We start from the raw sequence: 17,534 nt of genomic DNA, 5'->3' as shown, positions 1-17,534 counted from the left end.
TGCAGGGATCTCATGACCACGTCCGCTATCGCACCACAAGGCAGCCACTTTGGCCAGAGCGCCAGTTCCACCGGAAGGGATATCGCCCACGCCGTCGGCGGCGACAAGGAGCACGTCAGCCCCAGCGACATCGCCGTCGGCGTCGTGATCGGCCGCGCTTCCGAGTATTTCGACTTCTTCGTCTATGGGATCGCCTCCGCACTGGTCTTCCCGTCGGTGTTCTTCCCCTTCGCCGACCGCCTGACGGGCACGCTCTACGCCTTCGCGATCTTCGCCCTCGCCTTCATCGCCCGCCCCTTCGGCACCGCGCTGTCGATGGCCATCCAGCGCCGTTATGGTCGCGAGGCCAAGCTCACCGCCGCGATCTTCATGCTCGGCACCGCGACCGCGGGCATCGCCTTCCTGCCGACGTACGAGAGCGTGGGCGCCACGGCCATCGTGCTGCTGGCGGTCTTCCGCATCGCCCAGGGCATCGCACTGGGCGGCAGCTGGGATGGCCTGCCGTCGCTGCTGGCGATGAGCGCTCCGCAGAACCGGCGCGGCTGGTACGCCATGCTCGGCCAGCTCGGCGCGCCCTTCGGCTTCCTGACGGCGGCCACCCTGTTCGCCTTTCTCACGGCCAGCATCCCGGCGGAGGACTTCCTGTCCTGGGGCTGGCGCTATCCCTTCTACGTCGCCTTCGCCATCAACGTCGTGGCGCTGTTCGCCCGTCTGCGCCTGGTCGCAGCCACCGAATACTCCAAGCAGCTGGACGAGCGCGAGCTCGAACCCACCGGCATCGTCGAGATCTCGCGCGCCCAGGGCGGCAACATCCTGATCGGCGCCTTCGCGGCCTTGGCCAGCTACGCCCTCTTCCACATCGTGACGATCTTCCCGCTGTCGTGGATCACCCTCTATTCCGAGCAGTCGGTCAGCCAGTTCCTGGTGATCCAGGCCATCGGCGCCTGCCTGGCCGCACTGGCGATGGTCGCTTCCGGCAAGATCGCCGACCGCATCGGCCGGCGCCGCACGCTCGGCTCGCTGGCGGTGGCGATCGCGGTCTTCAGCGGCTTCGCGCCGACGCTGCTGGACGGCGGCAACCTCGGGCAGGACACCTTCATCCTGGTCGGCTTCGTCCTGCTGGGCCTGTCCTATGGCCAGGCCTCGGGCACCGTGACCTCGAACTTCGCCGCCCGCTTCCGCTACACCGGCGCGGCCCTGACGGCCGACGTGGCCTGGCTCATCGGCGCGGCCTTCGCACCGCTGGTGGCCCTGGGCCTGTCGGCGCACTTCGGCCTGGGCTACGTCAGCGTCTACCTGCTGTCGGGCGCGGCCTGCACGCTCACCGCGCTGTGGGTCAACCGGACGCTCGAGCAGCAGCGCGACTAGCGACTAGTCACGCTGCGCGAGCAGTTCAGGGACCTGCGCCGGCATCCATCGCTCAGAAGCCGAGACTGCGCAGGTCATCGGCGTCGAGCGACTGGCCGCTGCGGTTCTTGACGCTCGGTCGGTCGCTGACCTTCACGCGCCATGCCGCGAGCGCCGTATAGCGCTCTGGAATGGGAATGCCCGCCAGATCCGCGAACAGCAGCCCGACAAAGAGCGTGATGTCGGACATGGAGAACTGCTCCCCCGCCACGAACGGCGTCGCCTCCAGCACGCCGTTGAAGTAGCTCAATCCTGCCTCGGCCTTTGCCCGCTCCCGCGCCGCCCATTCGGTGCGGTGGGCCCATTCCGGACTCTTGTAGACCTGAAGCTGCGCACCAAGCCCAGGCGTGCCGTGGTGGAAGTAGATGCCGATCGGGTCGAGCACCATCGCCTCGGCGCGCCTCTGCATCATATGGATGACGCCCTTCTCCTTGGGCGTTCGGCCCGTCAGCACCGGATGGCCATCGAGGTTGTCAAGGTATTCCGTGATCGCCGTGCTCTCGGAAAGATAGGTACCGTCGTCGAGCTGAAGCACCGGAAGCACGCCGAGCGGGTTCTTTTTCAGAAACTCGTCCTGTTTGTGCTCGGCGGCGATCAGGCTCACCTTTTCGAACTGCATCTGGTCGTCGATCCCCTTTTCTGCCAACACGATCCGGATGCGTGCAGGGTTGGGGGCGCCGGGATTGTCGAGTAACTTCATGCATATCTTTCATTACTACCATGTGGTAGATAGATTAAAATAACGTTCGCACAGAGATGACAAAAGCAAATCGACGCTTGTCTATCTACTGATAGGTAGATGCTAGAGAACTAAGCATCCCGCGTCAAGCGTTTTGATAGGAGCAGGTTGTGGCCTCAGGATCGATCGATACCAAAGAAACCATCATGGCGGCGGCTCGCCTCATGGTTCAGGCACGTGGCTACAAGGCCCTGAGCTTTCGCGAGTTGGCCAAGGAAGTGGGCATCAAGAGCGCGAGCATCCACTACCACTTCCCGACCAAGGACGACCTCGCCGTCGCGCTCGCCCGCCGCTACACCGAAGACTTGGCACTGCTTCTGGAACATCTGACGACCGATGTCGCCGAGCTCCCGGCGCGCATGGCGGCATACACGAACATCTTCCGGGATGCCCTGTTGCGAGACAACCGCATGTGTCTCTGCGGCATGCTCGCCTCGGAGAGCACCGACTTGTCACCGCAAGTGAAGGCTGAGGTCGAAAGGTTCAACGCCACCAACATCGCATGGCTATCGACAATGCTGGCGCGCGAGCGATCCGACCTGGACGATGCGGCGATCCACAACCGCGCCGTCGCCATCTTGGCGGCCGTCGAGGGCGCGCAACTGGTCGCGCGCGGCTACGGCGATGTCAGACGCTACGACCAGGCCATCGGCGCCTACCGCACCGCCGGGCTGATGCCCTGAGACCCGGACCTCGCTCCAGGCCTCAGAACCTCAGAAGGCAGCCACGATCCCGTCCGAGCGCGGGTCGAAGCCGCCTTCGAGGCTGCCGTCGGGCTTGCGCAGCAGGCAGCCGGCGTGCCCGAAGGTCTCGTCGAAGTCGCCCAGCACATCGACCTCGTGGCCCCGCGCACGCAGCGCCGCCACCGTCTCGGCGGGGAAGCGTGACTCCAGCTTGAGCGAATCGGTGCTCTGGCCCCAGGTGCGGCCGAGCAGCCAGCGCGGCGCGCTCACCGCGTCCTGCGGATTCAGGCCGTGTACGACGGTGCGCGTGAACACCGCCGACTGGCTCTGCGGCTGTCCGTCGCCGCCCATGTTGCCGTAGACCATCGTGCGGCCGTCGGCCAGCAGCGCCAGGCCGGGAATCAGGGTGTGGAAGGGCTTCTTGCCCGGCGCCAGCGTGTTGATGTGCTCGGGCTTCAGCGAGAAGGACGCGCCGCGGTTCTGCCAGTTGACGCCGCTGCGCGCCAGCACCACGCCCGAACCGAACTCGTGGTACACGCTCTGGATCATCGAGACCGCACGGCCCTCGCCATCGATCACACCCATCCACACCGTGTCGGCCGGCCCCTTGCCGCTGCCCCACGGTGCCGCGCGGGCCATGTCGATGCGCGCGGCCATCGCGTCGAGTGCCGCCGGCGTCAGGAGTTCGGCGGCCGCGATGCGCATGTGGGCCGGGTCGGTGATCTCGCGGTCGCGCACCGCGAAGGCCTGCTTGACCGATTCGACCGCGGCATGCACGTAGTCGGCGCTCAAGTGGTCGTAGCGCTCGATGCCCAGGCGCTCCATCAGCCCCAGGATGATCAGCGCGACCACGCCCTGCGTCGGCGGCGGCATGTTGAAGATGCGGCCATGGCGATGCGCCAGTTCGAGCGGTTCGCGCAGCAGGCCGTGGTGCGCGGTGAAATCCGCCAGGGCGATCGGGCTACCGGCACGCTGCAGGTCGTCGGCCATCGTGCGGGCCAGGTCGCCGCGGTAGAAGTCGTCGAGGCCGGCGCGCGCCAGATGTTCAAGCGTGGCGGCGAGCCGGGGCTGGCGGAACAGCGTACCGGTCGATGGAACCTCCCCGCCTGGCAGGAAAGTTTCCGCGAAACCATGCACGCCTGCGAGCTCGGCGCGCTTGCCGCGCACCGTGCGCGCCTGGCTGGCCGTGACCGGCGCGCCATGCGTGGCGTAGTCGATCGCATCGGCCATCAGGCGGGGCAGCGGCAGGCGCCCGCCGAGCGTGTCGCGACTCAGCGCCAGCGCCCGGTCCCAGCCACTGACCGTGCCGGCCATGGTGATCGCCGCCGAACCGCCGCGAAACGGAATGGCCTGCTGGCCCGCGTACTGCGCCCGGTCCACGCCCCCGGCCGCGGCGCCCGAACCATCGATGGCCACCACGTCGTGCGCGCCGCCAGTCGGCGTGGCCACCAGCCAGAAACTGTCGCCGCCGATGCCGTTCATGTGCGGGTAGACCACCGCGATGGTCGCGGCCGCGGCCACCATGGCCTCGATCGCATTGCCACCCTCGCGCAGCACGGCCAGGGCGGATTGGGAGGCGAGCGAGTGCGGCGCGACCGCGATGCCGCGGCGGCCCTGGATGGCGTTGGCCATGACGGATCCTTCTGTGGATTGAACGGGAACGGGCAACGCGCCCGCGCCGACCCGAAGAGGTCCGCAAGTTCCGTGCGCGCGCCGTGATGTTAAGAGGCGCGCGCGGTCACGTTCACTCCGCCTCGATGCCGGCCGCCTTCACGATGCGGCCCCACTTCTGCGACTCGGCGGTCTGGAACTTCGCCATCTCTTCGGGCGTGGTGGTGAAGACCTCGGTGCCGGTCGGCTGGTAGAAGGCCGCCTTGGCCGCCTCGCTCTTCGCGGCCTTCACCAGCAGCTCGTTCAGGCGCTTGACCACGGCGGGCGGCGTCTTGGCCGGCGCGTAGGCGGCGAACCAGTAGCCCATCTCGTAGCCCTTCACGCCGGCTTCGGCGATGGTCGGCACCTCGGGCGCCAGCGGCGAACGCGCCGCACTCGACATACCCAGCGCGCGCAGCTTGCCGGACTTCACCTGCGGCAGGCCGGTCGTGGTGTCGGTGATCATCATGTGGATCTGGTTGCCCAGGAGGTCGGTCACGGCCAGCGTGTTGCTCTTGTACGGCACGTGCAGCAGCTTGATGTCGGCCATCTGCTGGAGCAGTTCGCCGGCCATGCGGCTCGACGAGCTGCCGCTGCCGAAGCTGTACTTGCCCGGCTCCTTCTTCGCCAGCGCCACGAACTCGGCCACCGTGGTCGCCGGAAACGACGGGTTGACCACCATGATCTGCCCGCCCTTGCCCAGGGCGGTGATCGGCGCGAAATCCTTCACCGGGTCGTAAGGCAGCTTCTTGTAGAGGTGCTCGTTGGCCGCATGCGTGGTGTTGGTGGTGATGAGCACGGTGTAGCCGTCCGCCGGCGCCTTGGCCGCGTACTGCGATGCGATGAAGCCGCTGGCGCCCGCCCGGTTGTCAATCACGACCGACTGCTTGGTTTCGGCCGTGACGCCGTTGCCGATGGCACGCGCGATCTGGTCGGTGGCGGTGCCGGCCGCGAAAGGCACGACGAAGGTGATCGGCTTGTCGGGGAAGGCCTGCGCCTGGCTCAGCGCCGGCGCCAGGGCGAGCGCGGCGGCAGCCAGGGCGAGGGTCGAAATTCTGTTCATGGGTCTTGTCTCCTGGGGTTGGCAAAGAATGGGTCAGCCTTCGGGTGGGCCGGCGAGCAGGTGCTGCAGATCGGCCGGCACGTCGATGCGCAGGTCGAGCAGCAGAAAGGACAGCGACTTGCCGTGCGTGTCGAGGTTCAGCGCGTCGTTCACGCCGCCGTCGAGCACCGCATCGAGCACGAAGTTCATCGCATGCAGCTTCGGCAGCAGGAAGCGCTCGACGCGAGACGGTGCGCGGTGGCGGAACTGCGCAGCGACCGCCTCGGGCGTGACCTGTTCGACCAGCAACGGCCACAGCGCCGGGTGCCAGGCGATCACGCTGATGTTCGAACGGTCGCCCTTGTCGCCGGTGCGGCCGTGGGCGGCGCGGTAGAGGGGAACGGTGACCAGGGTCATACCGCCACCTCTACCATGGCGAAGCCGACCGGCACGCGCTCGCGCGGCAGCAGGCACGAGATCGTGTTGAGACGCGGCGTGAGCGCCGTGCGCACGCCGCCACCGCCAGCCGGGCCGCAGGTGTAGAGCGCCATCACCTCTCGGCCCAGCCGCTCGGCTTCGGCACGGTCGGCATGGGCAGCGGCCACGCGCAGACGCACGTCGCGCGCGCCGCCGTCGGGTGTGTCGGCCAGCGCACGGCCGGCATCGTCGGCCAGGATGCTGAGGGCGCCGATCAGGTCGATGCGCAGCGTGAGCCCGAGGAGCCGGCGGCGCAACACATCGGCCGCCAGCCGGGCCCGCGCCTCGGCGCGCGGACCGGCGTACGAGATCTCGCCCTCGGCCAGCCACCCGCCTTCGTGGCAGACGTTGACCTTGTAGTGCGTCGGCCGCGCATGGCCGCGCACGCCGGTCAGCGCCACCCGGTCGTCGCCGAGCGCCTGCACTTCTGCCTCGCCGATGTCGGCCACCACGTCGGGCGTGAGGTAGGCAGCAGGGTCGTGCACTTCGTAAAGGAGTTGCTCCTTCACCGTTGCCACGTTGACGAAGCCGCCGGTGCCTTCCGACTTGCCGATGGTGCAATGGCCGTCTGCCGCGATCTCTGCGATCGGGAAGCCGACGTTGTCGAGCCCCGGCACGTCCTTGTAGCCGGGGTCGGCGAAATAGCCGCCGCAGACCTGGGCACCGCATTCCAGCAGATGGCCCGCCATGGTCGCGCGGCCGAGCACGTCCCAGTCGTCGGGCGCCCAGCCGAAATGCGACATCGCCGGCCCGACGGTGAGCGAGGGGTCGGCCACCCGGCCGCACACCACGATCTGCGCGCCGGAATCGAGCGCAGCGGCGATCGGCTCGGCGCCGATGTAGGCATTGGCGCTGACGATACGCAGGCCGTCCATCGCGGCGCCCAGCGTGTCGTGCAGCAGCGCCTGGTGTTCCGGCGCCGACAGGTCGTCGCCCTCCACCACCGCGATGCGCGGCGCCGGCTGGCCGAGCTCGCGCGCCATGCGGGCGATGTGCCGGGCCGCAGCACGCGGGTTGGCCGCGCCGAAGTTGCTGACGATGCGGATGCCGTGGGCCAGGCAGGTCGCCAGCACCGGACGCAGCATCGCATCGAGCAGGGGCTCGTAGCCCGCCTCGGGGTCGGTGCGGCGGCGCAGTTGCGCCAGCGCGAGCGTGCGCTCAGCCAGGGTTTCGAAGATGAGGAAGGCGCGCTGGCCCGGCGGGCCGGACGCCAGCCGGGCGACCAGCGTGTCGACCACGGGGCCGGCCACGTCGGTGCGGTCCCCCGAGAAGCCGGCCGCGCAGCCGATCAGCAGGGGCGCACGCAGGGGCAATGCCGAAGGGGCCTGTGGTGTCATGTCTCCGATGTCTCGCTTCGGGTGTCGTGGCGTCAATGTAGGCCGGGTTACGCCATCCGTAAAATCGAAAGTTCAGATCGATTCATTCGAAAGACGGATCACGCCATGAAGATGCCCGACCTCACGGCACGGCAGTTGCGGGCCTTTGCCGCGCTGGCCGAGCAACGCAACTTTACCCGCGCGGCACAGCTGTGCCACTTGTCGCAGCCCGCCTTCAGCGCGCTTATCCGCACGCTGGAGGAGGCGTTGGGCACCCGGCTGTTCGACCGCGACACGCGCAGCGTGCAGCTCACGCCCGAGGGGCGGCTGTTCGAGGACGCGGCGCAGCGGCTGCTCGACGACATGCGCGGCGTGGTCGCCGACCTGGCCGACCACGTCGAGCGCCGCAAGGGGCGGGTGCGGGTCGCCGCCCTGCCCTCGCTCGCCGCCGGCTGGCTGCCGGCGGTGTTCGCCGAATTCATGGCCGCCTGGCCGGGCATCACCATCAGCCTGGACGATGCCCTGTCCGACGCCTGCATCGCGCGCGTGCGCAGCGGCGAGGCCGACTTCGCGCTGGCCTCGTCCGGCGCGGGCACCTCGGCCGCCGGCGACCTGCGCAGCCGCAAGCTGTGCAGCGACCGCTTCCACCTGGTGTGCCGCGCCGACCACCCGCTCGCCGCCGAGACGCGCCTGAGCGTCCGCAAGATCGCGCCCTACCCCTTCATCCAGATGGCGCGCCACAGCAGCGTGCGCCAGTCGCTCGACGCGGCGCTGCACCCGCTGCGGCTGAACGCCGTGTTCGAGGTCGAGCACCTGGCCACCGTGATGGGGCTGGTCGAAGCCGGGCTGGGCATCAGCGTGGTGCCGGCGCTGACGCTCTTTCACTTCCGCCGCGAGTCGCTGGTGACTCGGCCGCTGCCGGTTCCGGGGCTGCTGCGCACCGTCTATCTGGTGCAGCGGCGCGAGGGCAGCCTGTCGGTGGCGGCACAGACCTTGCACGACCTGATCGTCGCGCGGCTGGGCAACCTCGCCCTGAAGTGACACCCTGCGGCCGATAATTCAACGCCATCCAACGACTCCACGACAAGGCACCCCGCCCATGCTCGACCTCCTCGTTCGCAATGCCACCCTCCCCGACGGCCGCACCGGGATGTCGATCGCCGTGCAAGGCGACAGCATCGCCGAGGTCACCGAAGGTCTCGATGCGCCCGCCCACGAGACGCTGGATGCGCAGGGCCTGCTGGTCACGCCGCACTTCATCGACCCGCACTTCCACATGGACGCGACGCTCAGCTACGGGCTGCCGCGCGTCAACGAGAGCGGCACGCTGCTTGAGGGCATCGCGCTGTGGGGCGAGCTCAAGCCGCTGCTCAAGCAGGAGGCGTTGATCGAACGCGCGCTGGCGTATTGCGACTGGGCCGTGGCCAAGGGCCTGCTGGCCATCCGCACGCACGTCGACACCAGCGACCCGAGCCTGCTGGCGGTCGACGCGCTGCTGGAGGTCAAGCGCCTGGTCGCGCCCTACCTCGACCTCCAACTGGTCGCGTTCCCGCAGGACGGCGTGCTGCGCTCGCCGGGCGGCGTCGACAACCTGAAGCGCGCGCTCGACAAGGGCGTCGATGTGGTCGGCGGCATTCCGCATTTCGAACGCACCATGGCCGACGGCGCGGCCAGCGTGACGCTGCTGTGCGAGATCGCGGCCGAGCGCGGGCTGCTGGTCGACATGCACTGCGACGAATCCGACGACCCGCTCTCGCGCCACATCGAGACACTCGCCTTCGAGGCGCAGCGCCTGGGCCTGCAGGGCCGCGTGACCGGCTCGCACTGCACGTCGATGCACAGCATGGACAACTACTACGTGAGCAAGCTGCTGCCGCTCATTGCCGAAAGCGGCGTCGCCGTGATCGCCAACCCGCTCATCAACATCACGCTGCAGGGCCGCCACGACAGCTACCCCAAGCGCCGCGGCATGACGCGCGTGCCCGAGCTGATGGCCGCGGGTGTGAACGTCGCCTTCGGCCACGACTGCGTGATGGACCCGTGGTATGGCATGGGCTCGGGCGACATGCTCGAGGTGGCGCACATGGGCCTGCACGTGGCGCAGATGACCAGCCAGGCCGGCATCCGCCGCTGCTTCGACGCCGTGACGACGAATGCGGCGAAGGTCTTCCATCTGCCGGCCTACGGGCTCGAGGCGGGCGGCGACGCGAGCTTCGTGCTGCTGCAGGCGCGCGACCCAATCGAGGCGATCCGCCTGCGCGCCACACGACTGAAGGTGTACCGGCGCGGCAGGCTGCTGGCCGAGACGCCGCCAACCACCGCGGCGCTGCATCTGCCGGGGCGCGTCGGCGGCACGTCGTTCATGCTGGCGCGACCCGGCGCGGCCTGACGCCGCTTCGGCGCGCCATGCGGCATGACGGGTGCTTCTCCCGCGTCCAGGAAACCGCCCCTTTCCAACCGCACACCCCCCACTCAGCCCTTGTGCCGCCCGACGTACTCGATCAGTGCCTTCAGCTTTGAAGGTTGATCGTGCCGGCTGGGGTAGTACAGGTAGAAGCCGGGAAAGGTCGGCGAGAAAGCGGTCAGCACACGCTTCAGACGCTTGGCTCGGATATATGGCCGCGCAAGCTGCTCGAAGGTGTACGCCAGTCCGATGCCGTCGAGCGCCGCGTCCAGGCTGAAGGTCGTGTCGCTGATGATGAGATTGCCGCCTACTTCGTAGTCCACCAGACGATCGCCCACATCGAATTCCCATTTGTAGATCGCGCCCGTGGTCGCGAAGCGCAAGCGCACGCAGTTGTGGTGCACGAGATCGTCTGGATGGCGGGGCGCCGGCACGCGTTGGAGGTATTCCGGCGACGCAACCACCGCGACCGCGGCGGGCCCGCCGATGGGGACGGCGACCATGTCCCGGTGGATGCTCTCGCCAAAACGGATGCCGGCGTCGAAACCTCTTTCGACGATGTCGACGAAGCCTTCGTCGTTCGTCAGTTCGAGTTGAACATGCGGGTGGGCGCGAAGAAAACCGTCCAGAAGCGGACGCAGGACCAAGGCGATGGAGATCCTTGCGGCATTGAGTCGCAAGATGCCAGACGGCTTCCCCTGGAGGACGTTGAGTTCGTCGCCCGCCTCGATGACCTGGCCCAGTGCCGGGCCGACACGGGCGAGATAGGCCCGGCCTGCTTCGGTCAGGCTCACGCTGCGCGTGGTCCGGTTCAACAGTCGGACGCCCAACCGCGTCTCCAACTGCCGGATCGCCTGGCTCAAAGCGGAGGGTGAGACGGCCAGATCCGCGGCCGCCGCAGTGAAGCCGCTGTGTTCGGCGACCTTCCAGAACGCGATCAATCCGTCCAGCTGATTGAGTTTCATCCTTGAAGCTTACCTTCACAAGGTATGCAGCATCACCCCATTTTTCTTTGGGGCGCCAGTCCATAGAGTGCACCACTCGGCCCACCAAGGATGAATGAATGCACGACAGGAACAAAGCAGTACCGATCAGCCGGCGCACCTCGGCCCGGCGACGTGCGCTGGTTGGCGTTCTCGCTTCTGCCATGGTTTTTTGGGCGGGCATCGCGCTGCCGATCCGGGCTTCGGCGAGCCCGGCACTGACACAGCGGTATCTGTGCATCGCCTGCCATCAACCGGTGGCCAAGACGGCCGGGCCTTCGTGGAAGGACATCGGTGCAAGGTACGGCGAGGGCAAGGGAACGGCCGCGCAACTTGCAGCCAGCATCAAGAACGGAAGCGCCGGAAAGTGGGGCGCCATGCCGATGCCTGCACAGGCGCAGGTGTCGGACGCCGACGCGCAGGCGATCGCCCAATGGCTGATCGACGGTGCCAAGTAGTCACAGCAATCCCGAGCCGTCGCAAGGAATACATCATGAGCAAAGTTTGGTTGATCACCGGTGCGGGCAGCGGCATCGGCGCGGGCACCGTCAAGGCCGCCCTCGCGGCGGGCGATCGCTTCGTTGCGACGGGCAGGAATCTGCAGAAGCTTCGCAGCGCCTTCAGTGAGGTAGAGAACGACCATCTGGCGCTGGCGCAGCTGGACGTGTCCGACGAGGCGCAAGCGTCTGTCGCCGTCGATCAGGCCATGCAGAAGTTCGGCCGTGTCGATGTGTTGTTGAACAACGCGGGCTACAGCTTGGTCGGCAACTTCGAGGAACTGACGACGAAAGAGATCGAGCGTCAGTTCGCCACCAACTTCTGGGGAGTGGCCCATGTGATGCGCGCCGTATTGCCGGTCATGCGCAAACAACGCTCGGGCCACATCATCAACATGAGCTCGGTGGCCGGCGTCGTCGGGATGAAACACTGCAGCGCCTATGGTGCGAGCAAGTTCGCCGTGGAGGGGTTGTCGCTGTCGGTCGCCGAGGAAGTCGAGAAGTTCGGCATCCAGGTCACCGTCGTCGAGCCCGGTTTCTTCCGCACCAGCCTGCTCGACGCCAGCAACGTTCATTGGACGAGTCGCCGTGTCGATGACTACGCGGCAGCCGAGGTGAGTGCTCAGGCGATGTGGTCCCCGTACGCGGGCCAGCAGCCCGGCGACCCTGAGAAGCTCGGCGGGGTTCTGGTGGAGCTCTCCCGCATGGACAGGCCGCCGCGCCTCTTCGTCGCAGGCGCCGATGCGATCGACATGATCGTGCCCGCCGTCGAGGCCCGGCTGAAAGCGGTGCATGCGTTCGATGCGCTCTCGAAGTCCACGGCAGGGCGTTTCTGATCCGAGCAACGAGCGTCGCCGCCATGAACCCCGGTGCTCGCGCCGCTGCCGGCCCTGCGTCCCGTTTCCCCACCTTTTACTGAGAAACCCACATGAGCACGCTGAACATCAATGGCCGCGACCACACGGTCGACGTCGACCCCGGCACACCCGTCCTCTGGGCCCTGCGCGATTCGCTGGGCATGACCGGCACCAAGTTCGGCTGCGGGGCGGCCCTGTGTGGCGCCTGCACCGTCCATCTGGACGGCCAGGCCATCCGTTCGTGCGTCACGCCCATCTCTGCCGTCGAAGGCAAGAAGATCGTCACCATCGAGGCCGCGACCGACGGCCGCGACCCGGTCGGTGCTGCGGTCCACGCCGCCTGGGTCAAGCACGACGTGGCGCAGTGCGGCTACTGCCAGAGCGGCCAGATCATGAGCGCCACGGCATTCCTCAAGTCGCAGCCCAAGGGCAAGCAGCCCTCGGCCGCCGACATCGACGCAGCCATGGCGGGCAACATTTGCCGCTGCGGTACCTATGCACGCATCCGTGCCGCGGTGGCCGATGCCGCCCAAACCCTCGCCTGAAGGAGTCCTCGCCATGATGCCCACCCCGATCGACCCCAGCGAACTCCCGCGTGCCCTGCAACACCTGATGGCCGCAGCCCCGCCTGAAGGACCCGCGGCGCTGCCTCGCAGAAGCTTCCTCAAGATGGCCGGCATCAGCGGCCTCGCGATCGGCACCTTTCCCCATCTGGCCGTGGCGCAGGCCAATGGCGCAGCGAGGCCCGATGCAGCGCTGAAGCCAACGCAGCAACCCTCGGCCTTCCTGCAGATCGCGCCCAATGGCGAGGTCACCGTGACCATCAACCGGCTGGAATTCGGCCAGGGCGTGCAGACCGGCCTGCCGATGATCCTGGCCGAGGAGCTCGACGCGGACTGGCGCCTGGTGCGAAGCAAGAGCGGCACCAACGACGCCGCGTATCACGACCCCCTGTTCGGGATGCACCTGACCGGCGGCTCCAACTCGATCAAGAACAGCTACACGCAGTACCGCGAGCTCGGCGCGCGCGCGCGGACCATGCTGCTGTCCGCTGCCGCCCAGAAGTGGAACGTCGATGTCGCCAGGCTGCGCACGCAGGCCGGTACGGTGCTGGGCCCCGGTGGGCGCAAGGCGAGCTATGGCGAACTGGCCGAGGCTGCCATGGCGCTCCCGGTGCCCGAGAAGGTCACGTTGAAAGACCCGAAGGAGTTTCGCATCATCGGCAAGCCGACCACGCGCCTGGATGCCCGCGCCAAGAGCAGCGGGCGTCAGGACTTCGGCATCGACGTCAAGCATCCAGGCCAGCTCACCGCCGTGGTGGCGCGTCCGCCGGTCTTCGGTGGCCGGCTGACCTCGGTGGACGACAGCGCGGCACGCGCCGTGAAGGGCGTGAAAGCGGTGTTGCGCATTCCGGTGGACGGGGGCGGCAAAGGCGTGGCCGTGGTGGCCGATGGCTACTGGCCGGCCAAGCTCGGGCGCGATGCGCTCAAGCTGCAATGGGACACGGCCGCCGTGGAGAAGGTGGACAGCGAAAAGCAGCTGGCCCAGTTCCGGGAACTGGCCAAGCAGCCTGGCCCGCGCAAGTACGACGCGGACATGTCCGCACTGGACAAGGCGCCACACCGGATCGACGCCGAGATCCTGTTCCCCTACCTGGCGCACGCGCCGATGGAACCGCTGAACTGCACCGTGCGGTTGACCGCAGACAGCGCCGAACTGTGGGTCGGCACCCAAAGCGCCGGGCTGGACGCCGGCGCGGCGGCGAAGACGCTCGGCCTGAAGCCTGAACAGGTGAAGGTGCACGTGCAGGTGGCGGGCGGTGGCTTTGGCCGGCGCTTCGTGGGCACGAGCGATTACGTGGTCGAGGCTTGCGAGATCGCCAAGGGCGCGCGCACCGCCGGCCTGAATGTGCCGGTGCGCCTGCTCTGGAGCCGTGAGGACGACATCAAGGGCGGCTACTACCGCCCCACGCACCTGCACCGCGCAAGCATCGGTTTCGACGAGCGCGGCAAGGTGCTGGCCTGGGACCACGTCCTCGTCGGCCAGTCCATTCTTGCGGGAACGGTCTTCGAATCGTTCCAGGTGAAGGACGGGATCGACGCCTCGGCCACGGAGGGCATGCGCGAGCCGTACGACCTGCCGATGCGCCTGACCGTGCACCATCCCAAGCTCAACGTGCCGGTGCTGTGGTGGCGCAGCGTGGGCTCCACGCACACTGCCTTCGTCATGGAGACCCTGCTCGACGACATCGCCCGCACCACGAAGCAGGACCCGGTGGCCTACCGGATGGCGCTCTTCGGCGACAAGCATCCGCGCCACCGCGCCGCGCTGCAGATGGCGGTGGACAGGAGCGGTTACGGCAAGACGAAACTGCCCGACGGCCGCGCCTGGGGCGTGGCGGTGCACGAGTCTTTCGAGACGGTGGTGGCCTACGTCGTCGAGGCATCGGTCAAGGACGGCCAGCCGGTGCTGCACCGTGCCACGGCGGGCGTGCATTGCAACCTGGCCATCAACCCGCGCAGCGTGGAAGCCCAGATACAAGGCGCCGGGCTCATGGGCCTGTCGATGTGCCTGCCGGGTGCCGCCATCACGTTGAAGGATGGCGTCGTGCAGCAAAGCAATTTCGGCGACTTCGTCGTGCCGCGGATCACCGACATGCCGGAGTTCGCCGTGCACATCGTGCCGAGTGCGGAGCCACCGAAGGGCATCGGCGAGCCGGGCCTGCCGCCGCTGGCACCCGCCTTCGCCAATGCCATCGCGCAGCTGACCGGCAAGCCCGTGCGTCAGCTGCCGTTCAACCTGTAAACCCGAAGGAACGCCTCGTGCCTGGATTGTTCGACCCGTACACCTTGAAGGGCATCACCCTTCGCAACCGGCTGGCCGTCTCGCCGATGTGCCAGTACATGGCCAGAGAGGGCTTGGTGACCGACTGGCACCTGCCGCACTACACCAGCCTGGCGCGCGGCGGTGCCGGCCTGGTGGTGGTCGAGGCGACCGCCGTCTCGCCTGAAGGCCGCATCACGCCCGGAGATCTCGGGCTCTGGAGCGATGCGCACGTCCAGGGCCTGGCCGCCGTGGCCCGGTCGATTGCCGATGCGGGTGCGGTGCCAGGTATTCAACTCGGCCATGCGGGACGCAAGGCGGGCTGTACGCCGCCCTGGGAAGGCGGGGCACCACTGCCGAAAGCGGACCCGGCCCATTGGGAACCCATCGCGCCTTCCGCATTGCCATTGATCGCCGAGCAACCCCATCTGCCTCGCGCCATGACAGGGGCCGACATCCGCCGGGTTCAGCAAGACTTCGTGGATGCGGCGCAGCGCACGCATGACGCGGGCTTCCAATGGCTGGAATTGCATTTTGCGCACGGCTTCCTCGCACAGAGCTTTCTGTCGAAACATTTCAACGCACGCGACGACGCCTACGGCGGCAGCCTGGAGAACCGCGCTAGGTTCCTCGTCGAAACGGTTGCCGCGGTGCGGCAGGTGTGGCCGGCGTCACTTCCGCTCACGGCAAGATTGGGCGTGCTGGAGTTCGATGGTGACGACGGCATGAACTTGGCGGAGTCCATCGAGGTCCTCGCGCACCTCAAGGCGGCAGGGCTGGATCTGGTGGATGTCGGTATCGGCTTTTCCACCCTGTCGCCAGTGCCCTGGGCACCGAACATGCTGGTGCCCGTGGCCGAACGCGTCCGTCGAGAAACCGGATTGCCGGTGGCCACCAGTTGGCTCATCACCGACGCAAAGGAAGCGGACGGCTTCGTGCGCAAGGGCCAGCTCGACCTGGTGATGTTCGCGCGGCGCTTTCTCGACAACCCGCACTGGACGCAACAGGCGGCGCGCGCGCTTGATCTTCCAAAGCCATCGTGGGTGCTGCCAAGCCCCTATGCGTATTGGCTCGAAAACTGGGCCACCCCATGAAGCGCCGCGATGTGCTGGTAGGCGCCGCCATGGCTTCGGCCGGGTGGGCCGCTGCTTCGTCGACGTGGGCTGCGGCTGTCAACGAAAAGGAAAAAGGAACCATGACTCGACGCAAACTCGGAACCCTCGAGGTCTCCGCGATGGGCGCCGGATGCATGAGCATCAGCGCCAATTACGGCCCCCCGGCCGACCCTGCACAGGGGATCCAGACGCTGCGACTGGCCCACGCGCTGGGCGTGAGCTTTTTCGACACGGCCGAGGTGTATGGCCCCTACACCAACGAAGAGCTGGTCGGCGTCGCGCTCAAGCCCATCCGCGACCAGGTCGTCATCGCCACGAAGTTCGGCTTCGAGCTCGAGCAGCCGGGCGGTGGCCTCAACAGTCGCCCAACGCAGATCAGGAAGGTTGCCGAAGCGTCGCTCAAGCGGCTGAAGACCGACCACATCGATCTCTTCTACCAGCACCGTGTCGATCCCAACGTGCCCATCGAAGACGTGGCCGGCGCGGTCAAAGACCTCATTCAGCAAGGCAAGGTGCGTCACTTCGGCCTGTCGGAGGCCAGCGCGAAGACGATTCGGCGAGCACACGCCGTTCAGGTTGTGTCTGCCGTGCAGACCGAATACTCGTTCATGGAGCGCAGCCCCGAGCGCAACGGTGTCCTGGCCACCTGCGAAGAACTCGGCATCGGGTTCGTCCCCTGGGGACCGGTGGGAATGGGCTACCTCACCGGCGCGCTCGATGCGCGCACCAGGCTCGACGAGAAGACGGATCTGCGCGCCGGCTTCGACCGGTTCAAGCCGGACGCCCTGGCCTCGAACCGACCCATCGTGGATCTGCTGCGCGGCTTCGCTTCCAGGAAAGAGGCCACACCCGCGCAAGTGGCCCTGGCCTGGTTGATGGCCCGCAAACCCTGGATCGTTCCGATCCCAGGCACCCGGAATCCGGTGCACTTGCGGGAGAACCTTGGCGCCATCGACTTGCGTTTGACGCAAGAAGACATGCACGAACTCGACACCGCCTTTGCACGAATCGCAGTACAGGGCGGCCGCATGAACGAAGCGCAGATGGAATTCGTCGACCACTGACCGAGCGATCTGGTGGTCTTGGAAACGATCAGCGGGGCGTGCCTTGCACGGTGTAGACGCGCGAGGTGGCCGACTTGTGTCGAATGGGCTTCAGCGCTGCATACGCGGGAGAGTCGTACCACGCCAGCGCTTGCGCCATGCTCGGGAACTCGATCATGACAATGCGCTTGTTGGGCGTGCCCTCTTGCGACACGACATGGCCGCCCCGCACGATGTAGCGGCCCCCGAACGGCGCGAAGGTCGCGTCGACCTGGGCGCGGTACGGCGCCATGCCTTCGGGGTCCGTGATCTCGAACTCGGACACGTAGATGGCCGGACCTTCCGCCGAAGGGTTGGTTTGCCCCTGTGCGCCGTGGAGCGACAAGGCCGCGAGGGCAGCGGCCAGCGCAACGGTGGCACACGATTTGCGAGACAGCATCAAGAGCTTCCTTTGAAGGGTATTGGGCGCGGCGTCATGTGCCGGCCGCCCGACTCTGC

General features: G+C 67.5%; 17 protein-coding genes. 10 read left to right on the top strand and 7 right to left on the bottom strand.

What is annotated here, in order from left to right; translation table 11 throughout:
• Nucleotides 1-12: 12 nt before the first annotated feature.
• A complete protein-coding gene (locus QTH86_RS02260; protein WP_286646286.1) occupies nt 13-1,368 on the top strand; it encodes an MFS transporter in 1,356 nt (451 codons plus the stop codon).
• A 52-nt stretch (nt 1,369-1,420) separates the two neighbouring features.
• Here QTH86_RS02260 and QTH86_RS02255 read toward each other — a convergent pair whose 3' ends face one another.
• Nucleotides 1,421-2,107, bottom strand: a complete 687-nt coding sequence (locus QTH86_RS02255) for a glutathione S-transferase family protein (protein ID WP_286646287.1) — start codon at nt 2,105-2,107, stop codon at nt 1,421-1,423.
• A 149-nt stretch (nt 2,108-2,256) separates the two neighbouring features.
• Between QTH86_RS02255 and QTH86_RS02250 the strand changes: the two genes are divergently transcribed.
• Nucleotides 2,257-2,829 (top strand): TetR/AcrR family transcriptional regulator, encoded by a 573-nt coding sequence (locus QTH86_RS02250; protein ID WP_286646288.1) that lies wholly within the window; start codon nt 2,257-2,259, stop codon nt 2,827-2,829.
• 30 nt (nt 2,830-2,859) lie between these two features.
• Here QTH86_RS02250 and QTH86_RS02245 read toward each other — a convergent pair whose 3' ends face one another.
• From QTH86_RS02245 to QTH86_RS02230, 4 genes are all read right to left on the bottom strand, one after another.
• Nucleotides 2,860-4,461, bottom strand: a complete 1,602-nt coding sequence (locus QTH86_RS02245; RefSeq protein WP_286646289.1) for a gamma-glutamyltransferase family protein — start codon at nt 4,459-4,461, stop codon at nt 2,860-2,862.
• Between the two features lie 112 nt (nt 4,462-4,573).
• A complete protein-coding gene (locus tag QTH86_RS02240) occupies nt 4,574-5,542 on the bottom strand; it encodes a Bug family tripartite tricarboxylate transporter substrate binding protein (RefSeq protein ID WP_286646290.1) in 969 nt (322 codons plus the stop codon).
• 33 nt (nt 5,543-5,575) lie between these two features.
• Complete coding sequence (locus QTH86_RS02235; RefSeq protein ID WP_286646291.1) at nt 5,576-5,938, bottom strand: AtuA-related protein; 363 nt, start codon at nt 5,936-5,938, stop codon at nt 5,576-5,578.
• The gene (locus tag QTH86_RS02230; RefSeq protein ID WP_286646292.1) at nt 5,935-7,335 is read right to left on the bottom strand and encodes an acyclic terpene utilization AtuA family protein; all 1,401 of its coding nucleotides are present in this window, start codon (nt 7,333-7,335) and stop codon (nt 5,935-5,937) included. Before QTH86_RS02230 ends, QTH86_RS02235 begins: the two co-directional genes overlap by 4 nt.
• Before the next feature lie 105 nt (nt 7,336-7,440).
• Between QTH86_RS02230 and QTH86_RS02225 the strand changes: the two genes are divergently transcribed.
• Both QTH86_RS02225 and QTH86_RS02220 read left to right on the top strand, forming a co-directional pair.
• On the top strand, nt 7,441-8,355 hold the full coding sequence (locus tag QTH86_RS02225; RefSeq protein ID WP_286646293.1) for a LysR family transcriptional regulator: 915 nt from the start codon (nt 7,441-7,443) through the stop codon (nt 8,353-8,355).
• Nucleotides 8,356-8,413: 58 nt separating this feature from the next.
• Nucleotides 8,414-9,703, top strand: coding sequence for an amidohydrolase family protein (locus QTH86_RS02220; RefSeq protein WP_286646294.1), 1,290 nt, complete (start codon nt 8,414-8,416; stop codon nt 9,701-9,703).
• Between the two features lie 83 nt (nt 9,704-9,786).
• Here the strand turns inward: QTH86_RS02220 and QTH86_RS02215 are convergent, their stop codons facing one another.
• Nucleotides 9,787-10,683 (bottom strand): LysR family transcriptional regulator, encoded by an 897-nt coding sequence (locus QTH86_RS02215; protein ID WP_286646295.1) that lies wholly within the window; start codon nt 10,681-10,683, stop codon nt 9,787-9,789.
• A 98-nt stretch (nt 10,684-10,781) separates the two neighbouring features.
• Here QTH86_RS02215 and QTH86_RS02210 point away from each other — a divergent pair, with 98 nt between their 5' ends.
• The 6 genes from QTH86_RS02210 to QTH86_RS02185 all read left to right on the top strand — a co-directional run bounded on the left by QTH86_RS02210 (nt 10,782) and on the right by QTH86_RS02185 (nt 17,057).
• Nucleotides 10,782-11,159 carry a c-type cytochrome gene (locus QTH86_RS02210; RefSeq protein WP_286646296.1) on the top strand — a complete coding sequence of 126 codons (378 nt, stop codon included), beginning with the start codon at nt 10,782-10,784 and terminating at the stop codon, nt 11,157-11,159.
• Nucleotides 11,160-11,194: 35 nt separating this feature from the next.
• A complete protein-coding gene (locus tag QTH86_RS02205) occupies nt 11,195-12,034 on the top strand; it encodes an SDR family oxidoreductase (RefSeq protein WP_286646297.1) in 840 nt (279 codons plus the stop codon).
• A 92-nt stretch (nt 12,035-12,126) separates the two neighbouring features.
• Entirely contained in the window at nt 12,127-12,600 is a 474-nt protein-coding gene (locus tag QTH86_RS02200; protein WP_286646298.1) for a (2Fe-2S)-binding protein, read from the top strand.
• A gap of 16 nt (nt 12,601-12,616) precedes the next feature.
• Nucleotides 12,617-14,860, top strand: coding sequence for a xanthine dehydrogenase family protein molybdopterin-binding subunit (locus tag QTH86_RS02195; RefSeq protein ID WP_286646780.1), 2,244 nt, complete (start codon nt 12,617-12,619; stop codon nt 14,858-14,860).
• A 17-nt stretch (nt 14,861-14,877) separates the two neighbouring features.
• The gene (locus QTH86_RS02190; protein ID WP_286646299.1) at nt 14,878-15,972 is read left to right on the top strand and encodes an NADH:flavin oxidoreductase/NADH oxidase; all 1,095 of its coding nucleotides are present in this window, start codon (nt 14,878-14,880) and stop codon (nt 15,970-15,972) included.
• 101 nt (nt 15,973-16,073) lie between these two features.
• Nucleotides 16,074-17,057, top strand: a complete 984-nt coding sequence (locus QTH86_RS02185; protein WP_286646781.1) for an aldo/keto reductase — start codon at nt 16,074-16,076, stop codon at nt 17,055-17,057.
• Nucleotides 17,058-17,085: 28 nt separating this feature from the next.
• Here the strand turns inward: QTH86_RS02185 and QTH86_RS02180 are convergent, their stop codons facing one another.
• Nucleotides 17,086-17,475 (bottom strand): DUF1330 domain-containing protein, encoded by a 390-nt coding sequence (locus QTH86_RS02180; protein ID WP_286646300.1) that lies wholly within the window; start codon nt 17,473-17,475, stop codon nt 17,086-17,088.
• Nucleotides 17,476-17,534 lie beyond the last annotated feature (59 nt).

It is taken from the genome of Variovorax sp. J2L1-78, assembly GCF_030317205.1.
GTDB lineage: Bacteria > Pseudomonadota > Gammaproteobacteria > Burkholderiales > Burkholderiaceae_C > Variovorax > Variovorax arabinosiphilus.
Note: the sequence above shows the minus strand (reverse complement) of the source record. Positions and strands in the feature narration are given on the sequence as shown.

What these genes read in the sequence shown, in the direction of transcription:
- QTH86_RS02205 (WP_286646297.1), top strand. Translation starts at nt 11,195, where the DNA reads ATGAGCAAAGTTTGGTTGATCACCGGTGCGGGCAGCGGCATCGGCGCG.
- QTH86_RS02215 (WP_286646295.1), bottom strand. Translation starts at nt 10,683, where the DNA reads ATGAAACTCAATCAGCTGGACGGATTGATCGCGTTCTGGAAGGTCGCC.
- QTH86_RS02230 (WP_286646292.1), bottom strand. Translation starts at nt 7,335, where the DNA reads ATGACACCACAGGCCCCTTCGGCATTGCCCCTGCGTGCGCCCCTGCTG.
- QTH86_RS02210 (WP_286646296.1), top strand. Translation starts at nt 10,782, where the DNA reads ATGCACGACAGGAACAAAGCAGTACCGATCAGCCGGCGCACCTCGGCC.
- QTH86_RS02260 (WP_286646286.1), top strand. Translation starts at nt 13, where the DNA reads ATGACCACGTCCGCTATCGCACCACAAGGCAGCCACTTTGGCCAGAGC.
- QTH86_RS02240 (WP_286646290.1), bottom strand. Translation starts at nt 5,542, where the DNA reads ATGAACAGAATTTCGACCCTCGCCCTGGCTGCCGCCGCGCTCGCCCTG.
- QTH86_RS02180 (WP_286646300.1), bottom strand. Translation starts at nt 17,475, where the DNA reads ATGCTGTCTCGCAAATCGTGTGCCACCGTTGCGCTGGCCGCTGCCCTC.
- QTH86_RS02200 (WP_286646298.1), top strand. Translation starts at nt 12,127, where the DNA reads ATGAGCACGCTGAACATCAATGGCCGCGACCACACGGTCGACGTCGAC.
- QTH86_RS02185 (WP_286646781.1), top strand. Translation starts at nt 16,074, where the DNA reads ATGACTCGACGCAAACTCGGAACCCTCGAGGTCTCCGCGATGGGCGCC.
- QTH86_RS02235 (WP_286646291.1), bottom strand. Translation starts at nt 5,938, where the DNA reads ATGACCCTGGTCACCGTTCCCCTCTACCGCGCCGCCCACGGCCGCACC.
- QTH86_RS02225 (WP_286646293.1), top strand. Translation starts at nt 7,441, where the DNA reads ATGAAGATGCCCGACCTCACGGCACGGCAGTTGCGGGCCTTTGCCGCG.
- QTH86_RS02220 (WP_286646294.1), top strand. Translation starts at nt 8,414, where the DNA reads ATGCTCGACCTCCTCGTTCGCAATGCCACCCTCCCCGACGGCCGCACC.
- QTH86_RS02255 (WP_286646287.1), bottom strand. Translation starts at nt 2,107, where the DNA reads ATGAAGTTACTCGACAATCCCGGCGCCCCCAACCCTGCACGCATCCGG.
- QTH86_RS02245 (WP_286646289.1), bottom strand. Translation starts at nt 4,461, where the DNA reads ATGGCCAACGCCATCCAGGGCCGCCGCGGCATCGCGGTCGCGCCGCAC.
- QTH86_RS02195 (WP_286646780.1), top strand. Translation starts at nt 12,617, where the DNA reads ATGCCCACCCCGATCGACCCCAGCGAACTCCCGCGTGCCCTGCAACAC.